The organism is Blautia sp. DFI.1.216 (assembly GCF_020594215.1).
GTDB classification, from domain to species: Bacteria; Bacillota; Clostridia; order Lachnospirales; family Lachnospiraceae; genus Blautia_A; species Blautia_A wexlerae.
The window spans coordinates 1-20,407 of record NZ_JAJDML010000036.1 but is presented as its reverse complement, the minus strand read 5'-3'; the positions used below and the strand labels follow the sequence as shown (position 1 = coordinate 20,407).

Below are 20,407 nucleotides of genomic sequence, written 5' to 3'. Positions count from 1 at the left end.
TCCTCTTACTTCTTGTGTATATGTGTATATAAATGATCCTGACAGTACTCGTAGTTTCCGTTACATTTGGAACAGAAACGGAATTCCAGATTCGGATCATCTTTCTCTGTACGACCACAGACTGCACATTTGTGCTTTGTCACTTCCCCTGACTTGCTGCCACCCGGGAAGGGAACGGTCTTACTTTCTCCCATTGCTCTCTTAAACTGGTTTCTGCGATGGATTTCCTTCGGATTGTATCGGTTAAGATTTCTTGTACCAAGGAAGAAAATGATAAAGTTCAGTAAGGATGCGATGATTGGCAGTGCCATAAACCATGCTCCTCCCATAAAATATCTGACAATATCATATACCACAAGAGCAGCATATACAATCGCCATCCACTTCATCTTGATCGGGATTACAAAGTACAGTAAAACCTTCATATCCGGATATGTCAGCGCATATGCCAGAAAAATAGATAAACTGATATAATACGTTGAAAACTGTGATCCATTCAGATAAGCATCTAACACTCCACCTGTGATAAAATACAAAATAAACGCAGAAATTACTGTAAAAATCATTCCAGATAAAATATATACAGTAAATCTGAATGATCCCCATGTACGTTCCAGCGATGCACTGATCGGATAATAAAAGAACAATATCGCAATCACAAACCATAAAGCAGATGACGTACTCGGCGGATAAATAATCCATGTAACAAGTCTCCATATCTGACCATGCAGGATTTCAGAGACATTCAAACTCAACATGGAAAGAGCCCCCGGATTAATATACATCAATGCATATCCCAGTACATAACTTACAATAATATAAATCGTAAGATTCTCAATCCCGCGATTTCCAAATTTTCGTTCCAGTTTGTCAATAAATTTCATAAATCTCCTTTTCTCACAAAATGCTATTCGTTCTTTCGTTACAGCGGATATCCACAATCTGCTTTCTCTGCGTAATTCTGCACCGAATAACTGCTTCTCAGTTCAGCTGCAAAATCAGAAAAACTTCTTCCTGGAAAGAAATATCGCTGCAATGATACTTGCCACTACAGAAAGGATGATAACGATAAGAAATCCCCATGGTGTCCTGGAAAACGGCATTCCTGCAGCACTCAGGTTCATACCATACGCACTGAAAACAATAGTCGGAATACTCATAACAATGGTAATAACAGCCAGAACCTTCATGACAATGTTCAGGTTATTGGAAATAACTGACGCAAAAGTTCCCATCATACTGCTGAGGATACCACTGTAAATATTAGCCATCTCAATGGCCTGCTTGTTCTCAATGATAACATCCTCCAGAAGCTCTGTATCCTCCGGATATTTCTTGATACTCTCCACCTTCAGAAGTTTCTCCAGAACCATCTCATTGGAACGCAGAGATGTGGTAAAGTATACCAGTGATTTCTCCAGTTCCAGAAGTTCCATCAATTCCTGATTTCTTGTAGACAGATGAAGTTTCTCCTCAATCTGCTCGCTCTTCTTATCTATAATACGCAGATATCTCAGATACATGCTGGCATTACGGTACAAAATCTGCAGAATAAATCTGGTTTTCATATAGGTAAAAAAGTTTCTTACCCTGCCTTCCATAAATCTTGTCAGAACCTGTGTGTCTTCCAGACATACAGTAAAGATCATCTTCTGAGTCACGATAATACCAAGAGGAATGGTCACATACCAGTCCTTCTCGTTACGTTCTTCAATCGCAGGTACATCTGCAAGGATAAGGGTATAATTGTCCTCCACTTCTATACGGGAACGCTCTTCCTCATCCAAAGGTGCGCGCAAATCGTCCACCTCTATCCCAAACTGCTCGGAAATTTCAAAAATTTCTGTTGCCGTAGGATTCGTCAGCGCAATCCAACAGCCCTCCTGTGGTTCCTGTATTTCATGGATAGCGCCATCGATTGTCTTAAAAATCCTTACCACGATCCACACTTCCCTTCTTTTTCTCGATTTCCCCTCAATAGATTGTTACTGTTTACTCTGTTCTCAGTAACAATAAATCTGCAACTATTCAGAGTTTCTGCAAGAGATTACTGAACAGTTACGTTTACTCTTTATTTTCACAAAGACTCAAACATCATTATAATTTGAACATGAATTTTTGTCAATTCCAATGCTTTCGGTTTACAAAACTTTTACACTTCGCTATAATAAAGTAGTATTTATTTATAAAAGTCCCGTAAGGTGGGGCGTACAGATTGCGGGAATGATTTTCCAAACACGCTCTAACTACGGCAACTGAATTCAGGTGAAATATCCCGCAAAGTGGGGCGTGCAGATTATGGGAATGATTTTCCAGACACGCTCTAATACAATAACAGGAAAGGATACAAATCATATGAGCCAGTCATCATTTGGAAATAAATTTAAGGTAACCACCTGGGGAGAATCCCACGGAAAAGCTCTCGGAGCTGTGATAGACGGATGCCCGGCAGGCCTTCCTCTCTGTGAAGAGGACATTCAGAAATTCCTCGACAGAAGAAAACCCGGACAGAGCAGATACACCACCGCCCGTAAAGAGGGAGATCTGGTAGAAATCCTCTCAGGTGTCTTTGAGGGCAAAACCACCGGAACTCCAATTTCTCTGATGGTAAGAAATACAGATCAGCGCTCCAGAGACTACGGAAATATCGCATACTCCTATCGTCCCGGACATGCAGATTATACTTTTGACCAAAAATACGGATTCCGCGACTACAGAGGCGGCGGACGTTCTTCAGGGCGGGAAACCATCGGAAGAGTTGCAGCAGGTGCCATTGCTTCTAAAATATTAGGAGAACTTGGCATTTCAATCTGCACCTATACCAAATCTATCGGACCTGTTGAAATTGCTTCTTTTAATAAAGAAGAAATCCATCAGAATGCATTTTATATGCCGGACGCACAGGCAGCAGTGAAGGCCGGTGAATATCTGGAAGAATGTATGAAGAATCAGGACAGTGCAGGCGGCGTGATCGAATGTCGTATTACCGGAACACCTGCCGGACTTGGCGAGCCTGTCTTTGACAAGCTCAGTGCTCTTCTTGCCCACGCCCTGATGTCCATCGGTGCAGTCAAGGCTGTTGAAATCGGTGACGGCATTGCAGTGACTTCCTCAAACGGTTCCACTGACAATGATGGATTCACAGTCAAAGACGGTAAAATCATCAAAACCTCCAACCACGCAGGCGGAATCATGGGAGGAATCAGTGACGGCAGTGAAATCATACTTCGTGCCCATATCAAGCCAACCCCATCCATCAGCCAGCCGCAGCAGACCGTAACCAAAGATAAAGAACCTCTTTCTCTGGAAATCCATGGCCGACATGATCCGGTCATTGTCCCAAGAGCAGTGGTTGTGGTAGAATCTATGGCAGCAATCACACTGGCGGATGCGCTCTTTGTCAATATGAGTTCCCAGATGGATAAGGTTCGGGATTTTTATCGGAAATAATTCCAATTAATCCACGCAAAAATACCTTCACTTGAATTCTGAGCTAATCTCAGTTTCAAATGAAGGTATTTTATTATCTGCCTATATTGCTGATTCTATGTAACGAATCTGTTATTCTTCCGGAACCGGCCAGATTCTGATACAGTTTGGCTCTGTAATCTTAATCGGCTTGCCGTTCATCACAATAATATTCTTCTCATAATCCACTGTAAAAGTAGTCAGTGTATTACTTGCATGATTAGCCAGCACCAGATGCTTATCATCCGGTAAAAGTACCAGATCTTTCGGATATTCACCACTGATCGGAAGTGTAAACTTCCTTGTCAGCATACCAGTCTCCTCATCACGCTCAAACATGGAAACTGTATCCTCACCTGCTGTTGTACAGAAAAGATGCTTGCCATCATTTGCAAGAGAAAGACCGGACGCTGCATTATGTGTATCATGAACATCCTTCTTCGCACTTGTCTCAATCGTCTGGATCAGTTCAAACGCCGGAACCTTACCGCTTCCATCATATTTGTAAGCCCTGATCTCATTACTGAGTTCAAAGAGAATATAAGCAAACTTACCATCATCGCTAAAACGAATGATACGCGGGCCGCTCTCTCTCGGACATCTCAGGATGTCTACCAGTTCCAGCTTATTGCGCAATTTGTTGACACGGTAAATCTTCACCTGATCAATTCCGTTATCTACTGCACAGAGATATTTATTATCCGGAGTCGGACGAACACAGTTCACATGGGGACGGAAGTTACGCTCTGCAACACTTCCGAGTCCTGTATGGAATACGCCATCCATCAGGCTTCCAAGTCTGCCGTCCTTATGAGTATGTACAACAGTCACCTTACCGTCATGATATCCGGCAACATAAAGATACTTACCGTCAACATCTGTAGAAAGGAAACAGCCTCTCATTCCATCAATATTTACACTGTTGATACGTGACAGATCACCATTTTTATCACGTTTAAATACTGCAACACCCTCATCCTCGATAGAATAAAGATACTTACCATTCTTTGAAACAGCCATGTGGGATGCATTACTTACTTCAACACTGCTGCGTTCTGTAAGAGTGCCATTCTCAACATCAACATCATAAACATGGATTCCCTGTCTGGAAGAGCCGTGTGTATAAGAGCCCACATAAGCTACATATTTCTTTTCACTCATAATGCTTTTTTCCTCCTGCTGTCCTGAAGTTTATTTATCATCGCTCACTCTGTTCCCGTCTGCTGTCAGCGAGCAATAATATTTTCGTCCCGATATTGCCGGACGATGTCATACGATAAGGTGATTATAGCACATTTCCCTAATCAGAACAAGATTACGGAACTCAGTTTTATGTATTTTTTCCAGTTCATGGGTTACTGTCGTTACTATTCACATACAAGCCAAAATTCTATTGCCGCAGGCAATCTGGAATGAATTTTGGCTAAGTTCTATACCGGATAAGCGCTCTGCTGTTTATTTGGTAAAATAATTTCTGACAGCTTCCAGTGTCTGGTCTATAATCTCATCTGTATGGGCAACAGATAAAAACATTGCCTCAAACTGTGACGGAGCCATATGGATTCCCTGCGCAAGCATTCCCTTGAAATATTCAGAGAAAGCTTTTGTATCTGAAGATTTGGCTGATGTATAATCCACAACCTCCTGCTCTGTAAAGAACAGGCTTCCCAGGGAAGATACGTGATTGATATGGTAAGGCAGATTTTTCTCTGCCAGGATTTTCTCCATACCGCCATAGAGACGTTTTCCTTTTTCCTCCAGATCTTTATAGATTTCCTGGTGTTCATAGAGATATTTTAACTGTGTCAGTCCTGCTGCCATTGCAATAGGATTTCCGCTTAAGGTACCGGCCTGGTAAACCTTTCCCACAGGGGAAACCAGTTCCATAATCTCTCTGCGTCCGCCGTATGCGCCTACCGGCATACCTGCACCGATGATCTTACCATAGGTAACCAGATCAGGGGTCACGCCAAAATATTCTGCAGCACCGCCAAAAGCCAGACGGAAACCAGTGATAACCTCGTCAAAGATCAGAAGGGCGCCGTACTCATCGCAGAGCTTTCTCAGACCTTCCAGGAACCCCTTTTTCGGGGGAACCACACCCATATTGGCGCCTACAGCTTCCACGATAACAGCAGCAGTCTGTCCGTCAGCCTGCTCCATCAGTGCACGTACACTGTCCAGATCATTATAAACAGCAGTCATGGTATCCTCTGTGCATCCCTTAGGCACACCGGCACTGTCCGGAACACCGCTTGTCATCACACCGGAGCCTGCACTTACCAGCATGGCATCACTGTGTCCATGATAGCATCCTGCAAATTTAATGATCTTATTCTTTCCTGTAAATCCTCTGGCAACACGGACTGCACTCATAACAGCCTCTGTACCGGAATTTACCATACGCACCATATCCACATGTGGAATATGGTCACAGATGAATTCAGCCATCTCCACTTCAATTGCAGTTGCACATCCGAAGCTGAGGCCCTTTTCACATGCCTTCAGTACACTTTCTTTTACTTCCGGAAAATTATGGCCCAGAATCATAGGTCCCCAGGAATCGATATAATCCACATATTCTTTTCCATCAACATCATAAATATGGCATCCGTCTGCGCGGTCGATAAATCTCGGTGCAATACCGATTGCGCCATAGGCACGTACAGGACTGTTTACTCCTCCCGGAATCACCTTTACCGCTCTGTCAAATAATTCTTCTGATAAACCCATCAGCCGATTCTCCCTTCATCCATGCATTTTGCAAGTTCTTTTGCATAATAAGTAAGATAGATCTGGGCACCTGCACGGTATGCACTGACTGCCATCTCACACATAATACGTTCTTCATCGATCCATCCCATCTTTGCAGCTGCTTTCACCATTGCATATTCACCGCTTACACTGTATGTTGCAACCGGCACATTTACAGCCTTTGATACCTCAGAGACCATATCCAGATAAGACATGGCAGGTTTTACCATAATGATATCTGCGCCCTCTTCCACATCCGTAAGAGCTTCCTTCATTCCTTCTCTTCTGTTATGGAAATCCATCTGGTAGCTCTTTCTGTCACCAAAAGACGGTGCAGAACCTGCTGCATCACGGAATGGTCCGTAGAAAGCAGATGCATATTTTACTGCATAGGACATGATCGGTGCTCCATAATGTCCGTTCGCATCAAGAGCCTCACGGATAGCACGTACACGTCCGTCCATCATATCAGAGGGAGCTACCATATCTGCGCCTGCCTCTACATGGGAAACAGCTGTCTTAGCCAGTAATTCCAGTGTTGCATCATTATTTACATCATGACCGCAGAGCACTCCGCAGTGTCCGTGTGAAGTGTACTCACACATACATACATCTGTGATATAGTACATGTCCGGGAACTGTTTCTTTGCTTCTCTCAGGGCCTTCTGTACGATTCCGTTGGGGTCGTACGCACCGCTTCCCACCTCATCCTTATGATCCGGGATACCGAACAGCATAATGCTGTTTACTCCTGCATTCTGCAGACGTTCCAGTTCAAAAGGAAGACGGTCTACACTGTAGCGGAACTGTCCTTCCATAGAAGGGATCTCTTCTTCGATTCCTGTTCCCTCTTTTACAAATAAGGGATAGATAAGGGAAGACTTGTCCATTCTTGTCTCTCTTACCATTTTTCTTAAATTTTCACTGCCTCTTAATCTTCTTGGTCTCTGAATTAAATCCATGTCTTTTTGCTCCTTTTATCAACAATTCTCATAACTGTTCCATTTTTTGCAGAATAGTTATCAGTTTTCCTGTTTCATCTCTTCCACAAGCTCTATGAGACTTTCGATGGTAGCCTTCTTTGCCATGCAGGTCTGCATACCATAAGCATCTGCTGCAGCTTTGGTCTGTTTTCCGATACAGGCAGCTTTTACCTTCGTATAGTCCAGTCCCTTTGTGCCTTCCACAAAGCCCTTTACAGTGGATGCACTGGTAAATACTACACAGTCCACACTTCCTGTCTCCAGTTCTTTCTTCTCATCGATCAGTCTGCTCTTCTCATAACGAGTAGTGTAGGTTGCAATATCATCCACCTGTGCCCCTGTCTGCTCCAGCAGTTCTGTCAGCTTTTTATTTCCGGCTTCAGCTCTTGGGATCAGGATTTTTTCATTTCCCTGAAGTTCTTTTGCAAGCTCTGCTCCAAGAGTATCTCCGTCATACACACCTGGCACAAAATCAGCCAGCAGGTGATGCTCTTTCAGCTTTTTCTTCGTTCCTTCACCGATCACTGCGATCTTCGCCTGTCCCAGGCTGCGCACATCCATCTCTTTTCTGTCCATCTCGTCAAAAAAGATCTCCACACCTGCAGGGCTTGTAAAAATGATCCACTGATAAGTATCCAGTTTCTCAAATGCCTCATACAGTCTGCCATTATTCTCAACAGGTACTGTACAGATAGACGGCAGCTCCAGAACCTCGGCACCTTTCTGACGGAGAAGATCTGCTGTCTTTGAAATATGCTGTCTTGGTCTTGTGACCAGAACCTTCCAGCCTGCCAGAGGAAGCTTCTCATACCAGGCAAATTTGTCAGCCAGGGAGCAGACCTTACCCACAACAATAATGGCAGGTGTCTCTATCCCCTGTCTGTCCACCTCTTCCTTGAGGGTACCTACAGTAGCAACCACCCGCTTCTGTCCTGCTGTTGTTCCTTTCTGAAGAACTGCTGCCGGCACATTCGGATCCATTCCGCCTGCAAGAAGCCCTTTGCAGATATCCTCCAGTGCTGCAATTCCCATGAGAAACACCAGTGTTCCCTTTGTCCGGGTCAGTGCCTTAAAATCTATATCATACTCCTGCCCTGCGCGTTTATGTCCTGTAATAATATGTAAGGACGAACAGAAATCCCTGTGTGTCACAGGAATCCCATTGTAAGCAGGAACAGAGATGGGAGATGTCACTCCGGGCACGATCTCATAAGGGATTCCATTCTCAGAAAGAAGTTCCAGTTCCTCCCCGCCTCTTCCAAAGAGAAAGGGATCTCCACCTTTAAGCCTTACCACTTTATTTCCTTTTTCAGCTTCTTCCAGAAGAACCTTATTAATATCCTCCTGCACCATTGTATGGTGATTTGCTCTTTTACCTACATTAATCAGTCTGGCATGCTCCGGGATCTTTGCCAGAACCCCTTCGCCTACCAGACTGTCATATACTACCACATCTGCCTGCTGCAGAACCGCTGCGCCCTTTAATGTAAAAAGCCCGATATCACCCGGTCCCGCACCAACCAGCCAAACCTTGCCAGCTGCCATGTTACCTCTCCTTTTTGCGTCACAAGAATTTTCTTTTTATAAATTTTTTTATCTTCCCTCACAGTCAGATTTCAATTGCTTTGCAAGTGCAATTCCAAGCTTCTCTCCATCCTCTGCTGCACCTCTGATCTGACCTGTAAGCCACTTTCCTGTAGCTTCACTGTAATATAAACCGCGGATAAAGATCTCATCTCCGTCCACCTCTGCAAATGCAGCTACAGGCGAAGAACATCCTCCGTCCAGATATTTTACATATGCGCGCTCTGCAGTTCCTGCAATCCAGGCATCCCTGTCACAGTATCCGTCCAGATACCCATAATCCTCACCTTTGCGTCCCTGCACAGCCAGGATTCCCTGACCTGCTGAAGGAATCATCTCATCTGGTGTAAAATATCTGCTGATCCTGCTTTCCAGCCCCAGTCGTTTCAGACCTGCCGCTGCCAGGATCAGCCCGGAATACTCTCCTTCATCCAGCTTGCGAAGCCTTGTCTGCAGATTTCCACGGATACTCTTTACCTCCATCTCAGGATACAGCTTCTCTAACTGAAGAGTTCTCCTTAAGCTGGAACATCCCAGAGGTTTATCCGGATCCAGCTCCGCCACTCCCTCAGGAAGCACCAGTACATCTCTTGGATCCTCACGCTTTGAAAAGGCCAGAAGGGGAAGCTCTTTTGGAACCTCCATAGGCATATCCTTAAGACTGTGTACAGACAGATTGCTTTTACCATCTAGCAATGCCCTGTCCAGTTCTTTTACAAACAATCCTTTTCCGCCCACCTTATCCAGGGTACGGTCCAGAATAATATCTCCTGTTGTTTTCATAGTCAGGATATTTACTGTTATTTCAGAACCGGCATTTTTTTCACGGTTTTTCTGTTCTATGTAGCTTTTTACCATCTCACTCTGGAGAACGGCCAGCTTACTCTCTCTACTTCCAATGATCACCTCAGTCATCATTTCCCTCCTCATTCTCATCTTCCTGCGCAACCCTCTCCAGGGCATTCTGGATTTCTTCTCTTATCCTGCGCGCTTTTTTATGATCCAGACCGCTGGCTGTGATTCCCACCACCAGTCCATCCTCCATATAGATCCCGGGGAAATAAAAATCGCACTGTTCTCTGTCGCTGGCTACATTAACATAAACGCCTTCCTGCCTGCAGATCCTGTGGATCTCATCATTTAACTTTCTGTCATTTGTAGCTGCGATCACCATATATGCCATCGCAAAGTCTGTACGCTTCACCGGACGTGTGATCAACTCTACATAGCCGGCTTTGCCAAGCTCCATCATCTCCATGGTGACCTTCGGAGCAATGACTCTGATATTTCTGGTGAATGATAAAAGGGTTTTCACTCGACGGGTTGCAATGTTTCCGCCGCCTACAACCACGATATTCTTATCTGATAAGTCTATAAACATTGGAAAATACGGCTTATTCTTCATATATTTTCTCCAGTCCTGCCACACACTCAAGGAAAATCTCCTGATTCAGACTGTCACGCAGACCAAAGATCAGTTTATTTACTACTTTTCCTGCTGCCGTATCCACTGCATGGACCAGATTCTGCCTGTCATCCTCTTCCATAGGTGTTTTCTTTAATATCTTTGCAATCCTTAAATTCAGGTCATTGACTGCCTCATCTTTAATATCCTGAATTCTTGGGATCAGGTCTCTTCCATCCAGCCATTGGAAAAATTCATCCATCTGCTCTCTTACGATCGCACCTGCTGCCTCCAGATTTTCCTGAAGTTCTGCAGGAACTTCCTCTATACGGAAGCTGTCCATGTCATAAAGTGTGACCCCCTGGATCTTTCCAACAGATGGCTCTATATCTCTGGGAACTGCTAGATCGATCAGGATCAGGTCATCCTTTGTCCGGATTCCCTGGAATAATTCTTCTCTTAATGTGAAATTCGGACTTGCAGTTGCACTCACTACAAGGTCACAATGCGGCACATACTCCATTCTGTCACCGTAATTAATGCGCTTACAGCCCAGCGGAATATTCACAACTCCGCTTCTGTACTGACGGATGGTCACTGTCACATCTGCACCTGCCTCCTGCAAAGCCTGAGCAGCCACCTTCCCCATCTCACCGTTACCGATGACCATACAGGTCTTATCCCTGAGAGAATACCCTTTCTCTGCCAGAAATCCGATGGCCTGATGGATCACTGACGGATTTCCATGGGAAAAAGGAACCTCTGTCTTAATCCTCTTTCCTGCTGTGGCAGCCATTCTGAACAGAACCTCCAAAACACCATCTGCCGCAAAATTCTCTCTTGCCAGATTCAGGGCATCCTTCACCTGTGTAAGGATCTGATCCTCCCCTATGATCTGTGATTTCAGACCACTGGTAAGATAAAAAAGATGCTCAACTGCCTCCTGATCCTTACGCTCTACAAAATATTGTCTGTAAGAATCCTCAGTAATTCCCTTTATCCTGCAGAGGCAGTCATAAAGACAGACATCCACCTCATCATCCACACTTGCCCAGACCTCCAGGCGGTTACAGGTGGACAGGATCACACATCCATATATTCCATTTTGATTCTTTATTTTTTCCATTGCTTCACCGGCATTTTTCTTTGTAAATGCAAATTTCGCACGAATATCCACCGGTGCCATATTATGGTCAATTCCAATCATGGAAATACTCATAACTCTAACTCTCCTTCGTATTTCACCATTTCTCATTCATTTCATATCATAATCATTTCCTGTTAAGATGTCAATTGCAAACGCGGAAAAAGCTTCTTCTTTAAAGGATAACGTGACAAGACCTCATTACCGTTCGTTCTGCATCCGGTAATGAGGTCTGAATATTCTGTGTTCACTGTTTGTCTATTCTCATCAGCACCTTACATTTCTTTCTGTAACAGGCGATTCCATATTTTATGATTGTATGAATCCCTTCCTGCTCTAACGCCTCAGTATATCTGATATCTATAATCTGCTGAAGTGCTTTTTCGCACTCTTCCTGAAGATTTCCGTCATCTGCATATTTTACTTCGATCACAATTCCCACATCTTCATCTTCTATACGGATCAGAATATCCCCGAATCCGTCTCCTGATTCCCGATTTGACATTACTGACCAGTTCTCTTTGAATCCCAGAATACCAAGCAGCAATCCATGATAGAAATTTTCTTTCGTTGGTTTCTGCGCAAAGGTATCTCTTATGCTGATCGTTTTTTTCATATATTCTGTAAAAATCAACTCTACTTTTTCCGGATTTTTGTTCAGCAGTGCATCACATAAATCGCTGACTGTTTTTCCATCGTCCTTTACATTTTCTTTAAACATTTTCAGAATATGATTGGTGATAATATTTCGGATTTCTCTGTTGGGAATGACCAGATTATATCTGTTACCACTGGGTTCCCCTCTCTGTGTCAGATATCCGGTCATAAAAAGTGTGCTCCACAGATTGTCTATGGAAGAATATAATTCCTTATAGGTAAGCTCAAAATTAATTTCTTTCTGGACAATCCCTCCATTTACCAGCTGTTCCAGTTCCATTCTGGTCAGCTTCTGTGGTTTTCCCACACTGTCAATGAAATGGCTGATCACACTGTTTCCACTTGTATTCGCCCAGTAATTCTTCGGTTCCAGCCCGGGATCTGCCAGATGATCGCTGCAGAAATTGATCACATCCCATGGACAATAAACATCCACATTTCCAAACCGGTAGCCGTCATACCACTCTTTCACTGTCTCATAATATTTTTCCTGTCCATAATACCGGAGAAGTTCCCTTACTTCCGCATCTGTAAATCCAAATGTTTCATCAAAGCTCTTATCTGTAATGGAATAAGCCTTAAAGTTGTTAAGACCTGTAAAAATGCTTTCTTTTGCAATCCGCAGGCATCCTGTCAGCACTGCGAATTTCAGACTGCTGTTGGTTTTTAATGCATTCTCAAATAAATTGCGGATCAGAAATACCATTTCATCATAATAGCCATTTTCATTTGCCTTTGCCAGAGGTACGTCATATTCATCGATCAGAACAATTACTTTGCTGCCATAGTGCTTTTCCAGCAATTCTGTCAGCTCACGGATACTGTACACCAGAGAATCGTTTGTCATTTCTTTTTTCTTTAACTGTATCAGCAATTCGTGATCTGTCTCATCAAGCTCTGTGCTGTCTGAAAGTACGGATAGCCTGCGGGCTTCTTCATTGATTGTTTTTATGAGAAATCTGCGGGCTTCCTCATATGTGGCACCATTGATTCCCTTCAGACTGACAAAAACCACCGGAAATTTCCCCTGATATTTTTCACATAATTCCTGATTATCTGAAATCCTCAGCCCATCAAACAAAGTCTTATCTTTTCCAATCTCAAAAAAACTCTGGAGCATACTCATATTCAGGGATTTTCCAAAGCGTCTCGGACGGGTAAACAGGTTTACCTTTCCCCACTGGGTAAGCAATTGTCCAATTACATGTGACTTATCTACATAATAGAAATCTTCCCGACGCATCTTTTCAAAATTCTCAATTCCAATTGGAAGTTTTTTTAATCCTGCCATCTTATATCCCCTTCCATTTATAAAGCATACCTTCTTATTGTTATCCGTCTTATTACTGTTTATAATATCATGAATCCTATCGTAATTCCAGAAAATAATGCAACCTGTTACTATCGCAAGTGACAGTGGCAAACGAATTAAAATATGTAATAATATGATTGAGATACTTGCAGAAAATATTAACAGAAAGGGAAGGTGATGAAATTTATGAAGATATTGAAGAAAGCAGGAGGGGTTCTCCTTGTAATAATCGGAATATTCTTTTTTGTATCTGCTTTAAAGATGATCTTTGTGGATAACCCCAAAACAAAAGCAGCTCTGAAAGACGCAGTTTACGTTGATGCAGCAGATACGATCGACCCGGAAAACGATGGAAAAACCGTCATTGTATGCGGCACATTTGAGCTGACTGAACCGGCACATGATGATGAGCTTGGACTGGACTTTGACAGCATCCGCATTTCAAGTTCAAAACAGACAATGAAATTAACAAAATCTTCCTCCAAAAAGAAGGAGGCAATGACTGACGACGAAAAGAAATATGGCGTTCTGGAATGGAATTCATCTTTCAGCAGCATGCCGGTATCAGGTCAGGGGAAAATTGGAAATTATGCACTTTCGCAGGATTTTGTTGATGATATTATGCTTACCAAAACCTGGGAAGATTACGACAAGGCAGCATTATCATCTGCCGGTTATACATATGTACCGGATAACACCTATACACAGAAGCATTTTATAGAACCATCGAACCAGACGACACGTTCACATAAAGAATATGATGTTCGTTATTATTATTCTGCTGCTGATTTCGAAACAGGACAAACCGTAACTGCTATCGGCATACAGGACGGACAGACTCTCAAATCCGCACCCGGAATCACAGAGAATCTGATGAAAAATAAACTTGACCGCGATGAAGCGATCAAACAGGGCGGCACCCCAGGTGTAGGAGCCCAGATCTTTTCAGTTGTTTCCTCATTGCTGTTAATATTGGGAGGGTTCCTTCTTATTATATTATGAGAAATAAATCTATAGCAATCCTCTTAAATGCATTATTTACGAGGATTGCTATAAAAAGAGGATATTACTTTTCAATTCTAAGCATGCGATATCCAATGCCAATATGTGTCTGGATGTATTGCACTCCATTTTTCTCAGGCTCCAGTTTTTTTCGCAATGTTGCCATAAAAACTCTAAGAGAAGCAACGTCATTATCCGAACATCGTCCCCAAATCTGCTGGGTAATATAGGTATGTGTCAATACCTTTCCCACATTGCGGGACAAAAGGCAGAGCAGCTTATATTCTATAGGTGTCAGATGCAATTCCTCTCCCTTCAGATATGTACAGCCTGCCGTATAGTCTATCTTTAATCCACCATTCTCAAAAACAGAGCTTTCTATCTGCTCTCCGCTCTGCATAACCGCAAGTCTCCTCTGGGTGACACGGATACGCGCAAGTAATTCCTCAACAGAGAACGGTTTCGTAATATAATCATCTGCTCCTGCATCCAACGCCTCTATTTTATCTGTGTCCTCACTTCTGGCGCTGATCACAATAATCGGCATATTCGACCAGGTACGGATTTTTTTTATCACTTCTACCCCTTCCATATCAGGAAGCCCCAAATCCAGAAGAACAATATCCGGATTGTGGGACGAAGCTTCCAGAATAGCTGAAGATCCGTTTTCTGCAGCCAGATATTTATAGTCATGTGTTTTTAATGTAGTAACGATCAGATTGCGTATGGGTCTGTCATCTTCAACCACCAGAATTAATGTTTTATTCATTTAATGTCACCTCGCTTAAGGGTAAAGTAAAAGTAAAATTGCATCCATGAGGATCATGATCTGTCAAAACCAGGGTTCCTTCATGTGCTTCTATAATAGAGTGGCAAAGTGCCAGTCCAAGTCCAAGACTTCGTTGACTATCCGCAACTGTTGTTTTCCCTGTATAAAACATCTCAAAAATATGTGACTTCATTTCTTCCGGAATTCCCGGGCCATTATCTTCCACACTTATCTGCGCTTTCCCATCTGTTTTCGTTCCCCGAATACAGATCACAGAACCCGGTGGTGTATATTTTATTGCATTGTCAACTAAATTTACCAGAACCTGCATAATAAGACGTACATCCATACGTGCAAGAACAAGTTCTTCGCAGTCTGTCACAATTTTATAATCATCATGTTTCCGGCTGATATGCCGCAGGGATTCTGCAATCACCTCATCCAGAAGCTGGTCTGTAAATTTAAATTTCAGTCTTCCGTCATTCAGTCTGGTAATGGAAAGCAGATTCTCCACAACTCCGATCAGCCATTCAGAATCATCATAGATATCGCTATAAATCTGATGTTTTGTAGCTTCGTCCAGACGGTCACTATTGCCAAGCAGCATATCTGCATTACCGGAAATGGAGCAAAGCGGCGTACGAAGATCATGCGAAATCGCCCGAAGAAGATCTGCCCGCAGCTGTTCATTTTTGGCCATAACTGCATTTTTTTCTTTTTCTAATGCATTTTTCGCATTTTCCATTGCAAGCGCACATTCATTTATTACAGACAACAGGATGCTGTATTCAAAAGTGTCCAGTGTTTCTTTTTGCAATGGTATCCCGATCACACCGTAAACATTATCCCCGCTTCGGATTGCCAGATATAAACATTTAGCCTGAGGAAAATGGTGTGTGGACGCACCGGCATGCTGTCTGTTTTCACAGACCCATTTGGCTATCTGCTGCTCTTCTGGTATCAAAAAATCTTCTGTGTCCTCTTTTTCCCCGGAGAAAAGCTTTCCCTCTGATAAAGTTCCATTTTCTACTACATATGCTGTAATATTGCGGTTTAATAAACGGAGAAGCTGTGTACAGGTGACATCAAGAATCTCTGTTTCTCCTTTTGCCTTTTGCAGCAGACGGTCTGTATCGAACAGAATCTGTGCACGAAAGGCAAGCTGTGTAGACAGCTTTGCATGTGTTTTCAGCTTTGCTGCAAGTGCTCCCGTAAGTACGGATGAAATAAGCATTATGAAAAATGTCACCGGATAACCCACCGCATAGGTTTTGAAAGACATCCTTGGTTCTGTCAGAAAAAAACAAAATAAAAATACACTTAAGAAAGAGCCTGCCACACTGCAAAGATAGCCATCTGTCACAATCGAAGTAAGCAAAACCCCCAGAATATATATGGTTACAATGTTCGTGTCCGTAAAATTTAGTTTCTGAAACAACAGACCAATTAAAGTGCATACCGCAAATATAAATACCGTCAGAAAATAATCCTTTGCAGACGGTTTTTCCATAGACCATATGAATGACCGTTTCTGATGATTCACATTTTTTAAACTCATCCTGTCCCCCACCTTTTTTACTGTTTTGAAAATTATATCATGGGGCTGTGTTGTGGTCAAAAGTCTTTTTTACTATATGCGGAAGCACTTCTGAAGAGCTCTGTATTCTCCCAGCACCAGCAATTTACTATTCTCTTCCAAATACGTATCCGGAGAAATTGCAATATTAAATTCTCCTTCATTTTTTACTGCCAGAATATTAATATTGTAACGCTTTCTGATATCCAGTCCGCCTACAGTTTTTCCAGTCCATTCCTCCGGCACTTCTACCTCAAAAATCGCATGGGAAGCATCCACCTCCATATAATCAAGGATATGATCATCTGTGTAACGGATAGATGCCCATTTTGCAACCTGCTTTTCTGGATAAACCACCTTATCTGCACCATTGCGTAAAAGAAATTTTTCCTGAACATCACGTTCAGCTCTGGATATTACCAGTTTTGCTCCCAGTTCTTTCAGAAGGGAAGTTGTCTCAAGAGAATTCTGAAAGCTTCCTCCAATAGTCACAAAACAGATATCGTAGTTTCCAATTCCAAGGGATTGTAAAAATTCAGCATTGGTACTGTCCCCGATCTGGGCGTTAGTCACAAACGGAAGCACTTTGTCCACCCTTTCTTCCTTCCAGTCAACTGCCATAATTTCATGCCCAAGCTGATTCAGCTGCATGGCAATATGTCTTCCAAATCTTCCAAGTCCAATAATCAATACATTCTTCATGATATTACTTTTCTCCTTCTCATCCAACTGTGATTTTCTCCAGAGGAAGCTTTGCATTTCCCTTATTTCTTCCTGAGAATACTGCATAAATCAGGGTCAGGCCGCCTACGCGTCCCAGATACATCAGTATGATCAGCACAACTTGTGAAAAAACATGAAGTCCCGGTGTGACTCCCAAGGTCAGACCTACCGTGCCCACAGCTGAAGCTGCTTCATACAGACAATCCAAAAGGGGAAGACCTTCGTATACGCTGATTGCAACACCTCCACAAAAGAATAATGTAAAATAGAGCATAGCTATTGTGGCTGCATTTTTTATCACATGATACTCCAGTCTCCGTCCAAAAGCCCCTGCATTTTCCTGACTGCGAAAGGTTGCAATTGCATTCAGAATCAGTACCGTAAAAGTGGTTGTTTTCATTCCTCCTGCTGTAGAACCCGGCGAACCACCGATCAGCATTAACAGTATCATAACCGCTTTGGATGCCTCGCTCATCTCTGAAATGTCTATGGTATTAAAGCCGGCAGTTCTTGTAGTTACCGATTGAAACATGGCAGCTAACAGGCGTTCTCCTGCAGGCAGGTTTTTCAGATCACAGGCAAAGAAAAAAACTGCCGGAAAAATAATCAGACATACAGTAGTCATAAGAATAATCTTGCTTTGCATGCGGTAACGTTTAAAATTCATTTTATTCCTATAAATATCATCCCAGGTGAGAAAACCGATTCCTCCTGTGATGATCAGCAGCATAATTACCACATTTATAAGGATATTTCCGGAATAGCCCGTCAGAGACGGAAAGGCATTATCTACTGTTCCCAGAATGTCAAATCCTGCATTACAAAAAGCAGAAATAGAATGAAAGACTGCCATCCAGATTCCCTTTAAGCCATAATCTGATGCAAAAACCGGCAGCAATAACATAGCTCCTGCTGCTTCAATCAAAAGAGTCCCCTTTAAAATGAACCTTGTCAGTCTGACAATTCCTCCAACTTTAGGTGCTGAAATTGCATCCTGCATTGTACTTCTTTGCATGAGAGATATTTTTTTCCCTGAAAGAAGCGAAACCGCTGCCGCTACGGTTACTACTCCAAATCCACCTATTTGTATAAGCGCAAGAATAACCGTCTGTCCGAACACAGACCAGTAACTTCCGCTGTCCTTTACCACAAGTCCTGTAACGCATACTGCCGAAGTGGCTGTAAAAAGTGCCTCATGAAATGACGTCGGCACTTTCTCCAAAGAGGAAACCGGAAGCATCAGCAAAATACTTCCCAAAAGGATCACACCTGCAAATCCCAGAATAATCACCTGAAAAGACGTCAGGTGTTTTTTCTTACACATTTTTTCCGGCATAAATGATCATAACTCCTTACTAATGATTCTATAGCAATATCTTCATAATGCGTTTTATTATATACAATTGCTTTCAAAGATAGTATAAAAGTCTATGATTCCGTATTAAGATTGTATAAAGACAGTCAATACTTTTACACAAGACGTATCAGCATATGGCATAATCTTATTGATGTAGAACTGTCTGTTTATCATAGAAATCACCTTCATGGTTCCATGATACCCGCAATACCTGTTATTTTGCTACTTGTCTGATTCGATTAAACACACACTAATTCATCTGACATTTCTCTCTGAGAGTGTCATAAATTTTCTTTGTTTCTGATTCATCTGCGCCATTTACCACCAATATTTTTCCGCCCATATCCATAACTACATATGAGTGGCAGGATGCATGGGTGTAGCGGATATAATCTCCATAAATATCATTTCTGAAATTTCCCATACCATACTTCAGGTTTCCCATACCATTTGTTCTGCGATCATTCCCATTTTGAAATAAATTTTCTTTGTATGAGATACTGTCAATCTGCTCATAATCCACTGTATAATCACTCCATCCCTGTGCCTCAACAGTAAAATCATTATCATGGAAACTGATATCAATACCACCCCAGAACAAAGTCCATATAGTAAATATTACGACAAAAACTGATACGATTACATATATCACGATTGTCTTCTTGTTATACTGGATTTTTAATTTTTCTCCGGCTGCCATTTTTTTCTTATAAAAAAGATAAGAATAAAGAATGCTGACAATTGCAGCAGCCATAATGCTCACAATATACAAAACCAAAGCAGCAATGCTTTCTCCAAAAAGGCCGCAAAGCATACATAAGACACCTGATGCCACCCATAATTTTCCACTGAATCTATGAGTTGCACTCCAGTTTTCTTCATCCTGCAATGTCCATACAACCCTGATTCCTATGGTGTTATTCTGTTTCACCTTTGGCAAATAATTTCCTATGATCATAAACAGTAATCCTGTTCCAAAGTAAATTACTGCCATAAACAGATTCTCACTATCCGCATCCATACTGATCAGTCTTGCCATACCATTATAGATTAACGCGGTAACAGGTATCATCCATATGACCATCCCTATAACCTTGCTGCTCTGCTGTCTGTTCCTGTTGTCATAAAAGATGATTGTCACCAGTATACAATCTGTCACTACAAAAAACACGTTTATCCATATGCTCTGCGCCATCGTAAAACCCACCAAAATTCCTACAAGCATTACCAGTACAGAACAGATCAATGTACCTTTATATTTTTTAATCATTTCCTTCATAATCCGATACCCCCTTTAAGTCTGTGATCCACAACATAACATCCTCCAATACAGAAGTATTTAGTTCGTAATAAATAAATTTTCCTTCCCTTTTGCTCCTGATCAGATCAGCATCCTTTAATATTGCCAGATGTCTGGATATAGACACCCCCGTCACTGAAAAATGTTCACATATCTCTCCTGCTGAAAGCCGTCCGCCCTTTAACAAATTTAGAATCTCACGTCGTATTGGATCTGCCAGCGCTTTCAAAGTATCCTGTAATCCCAAAAGTTCATCACAGCCTTTCATTTAACATTTAACCTAATTGTTAAATATAATATAGTATAAAGAATATCATATGTCAACGAATCATGAAAGCTTATCTCAGCCTATAATGAAAATAGGATACTGACT

General features: G+C 42.3%; 19 protein-coding genes and 1 pseudogene. 3 read left to right on the top strand and 17 right to left on the bottom strand.

Features of this window, described 5'->3' with window-relative positions; genetic code table 11:
* Positions 1–5: 5 nt before the first annotated feature.
* Positions 6–884, bottom strand: coding sequence for a hypothetical protein (locus LJE11_RS13305; RefSeq protein WP_022381481.1), 879 nt, complete (start codon positions 882–884; stop codon positions 6–8).
* Positions 885–998: 114 nt separating this feature from the next.
* On the bottom strand, positions 999–1,940 hold the full coding sequence (locus tag LJE11_RS13300; RefSeq protein WP_020993736.1) for a magnesium transporter CorA family protein: 942 nt from the start codon (positions 1,938–1,940) through the stop codon (positions 999–1,001).
* Positions 1,941–2,130: 190 nt separating this feature from the next.
* On the opposite strand from LJE11_RS13300, the gene LJE11_RS20840 reads away from it, so the two are divergent.
* Complete coding sequence (locus tag LJE11_RS20840; protein ID WP_368183604.1) at positions 2,131–2,259, top strand: DUF6783 domain-containing protein; 129 nt, start codon at positions 2,131–2,133, stop codon at positions 2,257–2,259.
* Here LJE11_RS20840 and LJE11_RS20835 read toward each other — a convergent pair.
* Positions 2,251–2,355: pseudogene (locus LJE11_RS20835) on the bottom strand (DUF6783 domain-containing protein); the annotation flags it as partial. The gene LJE11_RS20840 and the pseudogene LJE11_RS20835 sit on opposite strands and share 9 nt — an antisense overlap.
* Here LJE11_RS20835 and aroC point away from each other — a divergent pair.
* On the top strand, positions 2,356–3,450 hold the full coding sequence (aroC, locus tag LJE11_RS13295; RefSeq protein ID WP_173744646.1) for a chorismate synthase: 1,095 nt from the start codon (positions 2,356–2,358) through the stop codon (positions 3,448–3,450). It abuts the pseudogene before it with no gap.
* A gap of 111 nt (positions 3,451–3,561) precedes the next feature.
* On the opposite strand, the gene LJE11_RS13290 is transcribed toward aroC, so the two are convergent.
* The 8 genes from LJE11_RS13290 to LJE11_RS13255 all read right to left on the bottom strand — a co-directional run bounded on the left by LJE11_RS13290 (position 3,562) and on the right by LJE11_RS13255 (position 13,286).
* Entirely contained in the window at positions 3,562–4,629 is a 1,068-nt protein-coding gene (locus LJE11_RS13290) for a lactonase family protein (protein WP_008704751.1), read from the bottom strand.
* A gap of 294 nt (positions 4,630–4,923) precedes the next feature.
* Positions 4,924–6,201 carry a glutamate-1-semialdehyde 2,1-aminomutase gene (hemL, locus tag LJE11_RS13285; RefSeq protein WP_022381480.1) on the bottom strand — a complete coding sequence of 426 codons (1,278 nt, stop codon included), beginning with the start codon at positions 6,199–6,201 and terminating at the stop codon, positions 4,924–4,926.
* Complete coding sequence (gene hemB, locus LJE11_RS13280) at positions 6,201–7,184, bottom strand: porphobilinogen synthase (RefSeq protein ID WP_008704753.1); 984 nt, start codon at positions 7,182–7,184, stop codon at positions 6,201–6,203. The genes hemL and hemB overlap by 1 nt, the downstream gene beginning before the upstream one ends.
* Positions 7,185–7,244: 60 nt before the next feature.
* Positions 7,245–8,750, bottom strand: a complete 1,506-nt coding sequence (cobA, locus tag LJE11_RS13275) for a uroporphyrinogen-III C-methyltransferase (protein ID WP_161233288.1) — start codon at positions 8,748–8,750, stop codon at positions 7,245–7,247.
* Between the two features lie 48 nt (positions 8,751–8,798).
* On the bottom strand, positions 8,799–9,719 hold the full coding sequence (gene hemC / locus LJE11_RS13270; RefSeq protein ID WP_330584076.1) for a hydroxymethylbilane synthase: 921 nt from the start codon (positions 9,717–9,719) through the stop codon (positions 8,799–8,801).
* A complete protein-coding gene (locus LJE11_RS13265; RefSeq protein WP_118408159.1) occupies positions 9,697–10,194 on the bottom strand; it encodes a precorrin-2 dehydrogenase/sirohydrochlorin ferrochelatase family protein in 498 nt (165 codons plus the stop codon). Before LJE11_RS13265 ends, hemC begins: the two co-directional genes overlap by 23 nt.
* Positions 10,184–11,413, bottom strand: a complete 1,230-nt coding sequence (gene hemA, locus LJE11_RS13260; RefSeq protein ID WP_173704998.1) for a glutamyl-tRNA reductase — start codon at positions 11,411–11,413, stop codon at positions 10,184–10,186. Before hemA ends, LJE11_RS13265 begins: the two co-directional genes overlap by 11 nt.
* Before the next feature lie 172 nt (positions 11,414–11,585).
* Complete coding sequence (locus LJE11_RS13255) at positions 11,586–13,286, bottom strand: AAA family ATPase (RefSeq protein WP_227296089.1); 1,701 nt, start codon at positions 13,284–13,286, stop codon at positions 11,586–11,588.
* A 207-nt stretch (positions 13,287–13,493) separates the two neighbouring features.
* Here LJE11_RS13255 and LJE11_RS13250 point away from each other — a divergent pair, with 207 nt between their 5' ends.
* On the top strand, positions 13,494–14,309 hold the full coding sequence (locus tag LJE11_RS13250) for a hypothetical protein (RefSeq protein ID WP_227296088.1): 816 nt from the start codon (positions 13,494–13,496) through the stop codon (positions 14,307–14,309).
* 64 nt (positions 14,310–14,373) lie between these two features.
* Here LJE11_RS13250 and LJE11_RS13245 read toward each other — a convergent pair whose 3' ends face one another.
* From LJE11_RS13245 to LJE11_RS13220, 6 genes are all read right to left on the bottom strand, one after another.
* Positions 14,374–15,078, bottom strand: a complete 705-nt coding sequence (locus LJE11_RS13245; protein ID WP_019161280.1) for a response regulator — start codon at positions 15,076–15,078, stop codon at positions 14,374–14,376.
* Positions 15,071–16,636 (bottom strand): ATP-binding protein, encoded by a 1,566-nt coding sequence (locus LJE11_RS13240; protein ID WP_173720144.1) that lies wholly within the window; start codon positions 16,634–16,636, stop codon positions 15,071–15,073. Before LJE11_RS13240 ends, LJE11_RS13245 begins: the two co-directional genes overlap by 8 nt.
* Positions 16,637–16,708: 72 nt before the next feature.
* On the bottom strand, positions 16,709–17,356 hold the full coding sequence (locus LJE11_RS13235) for a potassium channel family protein (RefSeq protein ID WP_008704764.1): 648 nt from the start codon (positions 17,354–17,356) through the stop codon (positions 16,709–16,711).
* A 19-nt stretch (positions 17,357–17,375) separates the two neighbouring features.
* Positions 17,376–18,713, bottom strand: coding sequence for a TrkH family potassium uptake protein (locus tag LJE11_RS13230; protein WP_227296086.1), 1,338 nt, complete (start codon positions 18,711–18,713; stop codon positions 17,376–17,378).
* A 271-nt stretch (positions 18,714–18,984) separates the two neighbouring features.
* The gene (locus LJE11_RS13225; RefSeq protein WP_227296084.1) at positions 18,985–20,013 is read right to left on the bottom strand and encodes an SdpI family protein; all 1,029 of its coding nucleotides are present in this window, start codon (positions 20,011–20,013) and stop codon (positions 18,985–18,987) included.
* Positions 19,997–20,302, bottom strand: coding sequence for an autorepressor SdpR family transcription factor (locus tag LJE11_RS13220; RefSeq protein ID WP_202018822.1), 306 nt, complete (start codon positions 20,300–20,302; stop codon positions 19,997–19,999). The genes LJE11_RS13225 and LJE11_RS13220 overlap by 17 nt, the downstream gene beginning before the upstream one ends.
* Positions 20,303–20,407: the final 105 nt, after the last annotated feature.

Coding starts and splice junctions, on each gene's coding strand:
- LJE11_RS13305 (WP_022381481.1), bottom strand. CDS start 884: ATGAAATTTATTGACAAACTGGAACGAAAATTTGGAAATCGCGGGATT.
- LJE11_RS20840 (WP_368183604.1), top strand. CDS start 2,131: ATGCTTTCGGTTTACAAAACTTTTACACTTCGCTATAATAAAGTAGTA.
- aroC (WP_173744646.1), top strand. CDS start 2,356: ATGAGCCAGTCATCATTTGGAAATAAATTTAAGGTAACCACCTGGGGA.
- LJE11_RS13290 (WP_008704751.1), bottom strand. CDS start 4,629: ATGAGTGAAAAGAAATATGTAGCTTATGTGGGCTCTTATACACACGGC.
- hemL (WP_022381480.1), bottom strand. CDS start 6,201: ATGGGTTTATCAGAAGAATTATTTGACAGAGCGGTAAAGGTGATTCCG.
- hemB (WP_008704753.1), bottom strand. CDS start 7,184: ATGGATTTAATTCAGAGACCAAGAAGATTAAGAGGCAGTGAAAATTTA.
- cobA (WP_161233288.1), bottom strand. CDS start 8,750: ATGGCAGCTGGCAAGGTTTGGCTGGTTGGTGCGGGACCGGGTGATATC.
- hemC (WP_330584076.1), bottom strand. CDS start 9,719: ATGAGGAGGGAAATGATGACTGAGGTGATCATTGGAAGTAGAGAGAGT.
- LJE11_RS13265 (WP_118408159.1), bottom strand. CDS start 10,194: ATGAAGAATAAGCCGTATTTTCCAATGTTTATAGACTTATCAGATAAG.
- hemA (WP_173704998.1), bottom strand. CDS start 11,413: ATGAGTATTTCCATGATTGGAATTGACCATAATATGGCACCGGTGGAT.
- LJE11_RS13255 (WP_227296089.1), bottom strand. CDS start 13,286: ATGGCAGGATTAAAAAAACTTCCAATTGGAATTGAGAATTTTGAAAAG.
- LJE11_RS13250 (WP_227296088.1), top strand. CDS start 13,494: ATGAAGATATTGAAGAAAGCAGGAGGGGTTCTCCTTGTAATAATCGGA.
- LJE11_RS13245 (WP_019161280.1), bottom strand. CDS start 15,078: ATGAATAAAACATTAATTCTGGTGGTTGAAGATGACAGACCCATACGC.
- LJE11_RS13240 (WP_173720144.1), bottom strand. CDS start 16,636: ATGAGTTTAAAAAATGTGAATCATCAGAAACGGTCATTCATATGGTCT.
- LJE11_RS13235 (WP_008704764.1), bottom strand. CDS start 17,356: ATGAAGAATGTATTGATTATTGGACTTGGAAGATTTGGAAGACATATT.
- LJE11_RS13230 (WP_227296086.1), bottom strand. CDS start 18,713: ATGCCGGAAAAAATGTGTAAGAAAAAACACCTGACGTCTTTTCAGGTG.
- LJE11_RS13225 (WP_227296084.1), bottom strand. CDS start 20,013: ATGAAGGAAATGATTAAAAAATATAAAGGTACATTGATCTGTTCTGTA.
- LJE11_RS13220 (WP_202018822.1), bottom strand. CDS start 20,302: ATGAAAGGCTGTGATGAACTTTTGGGATTACAGGATACTTTGAAAGCG.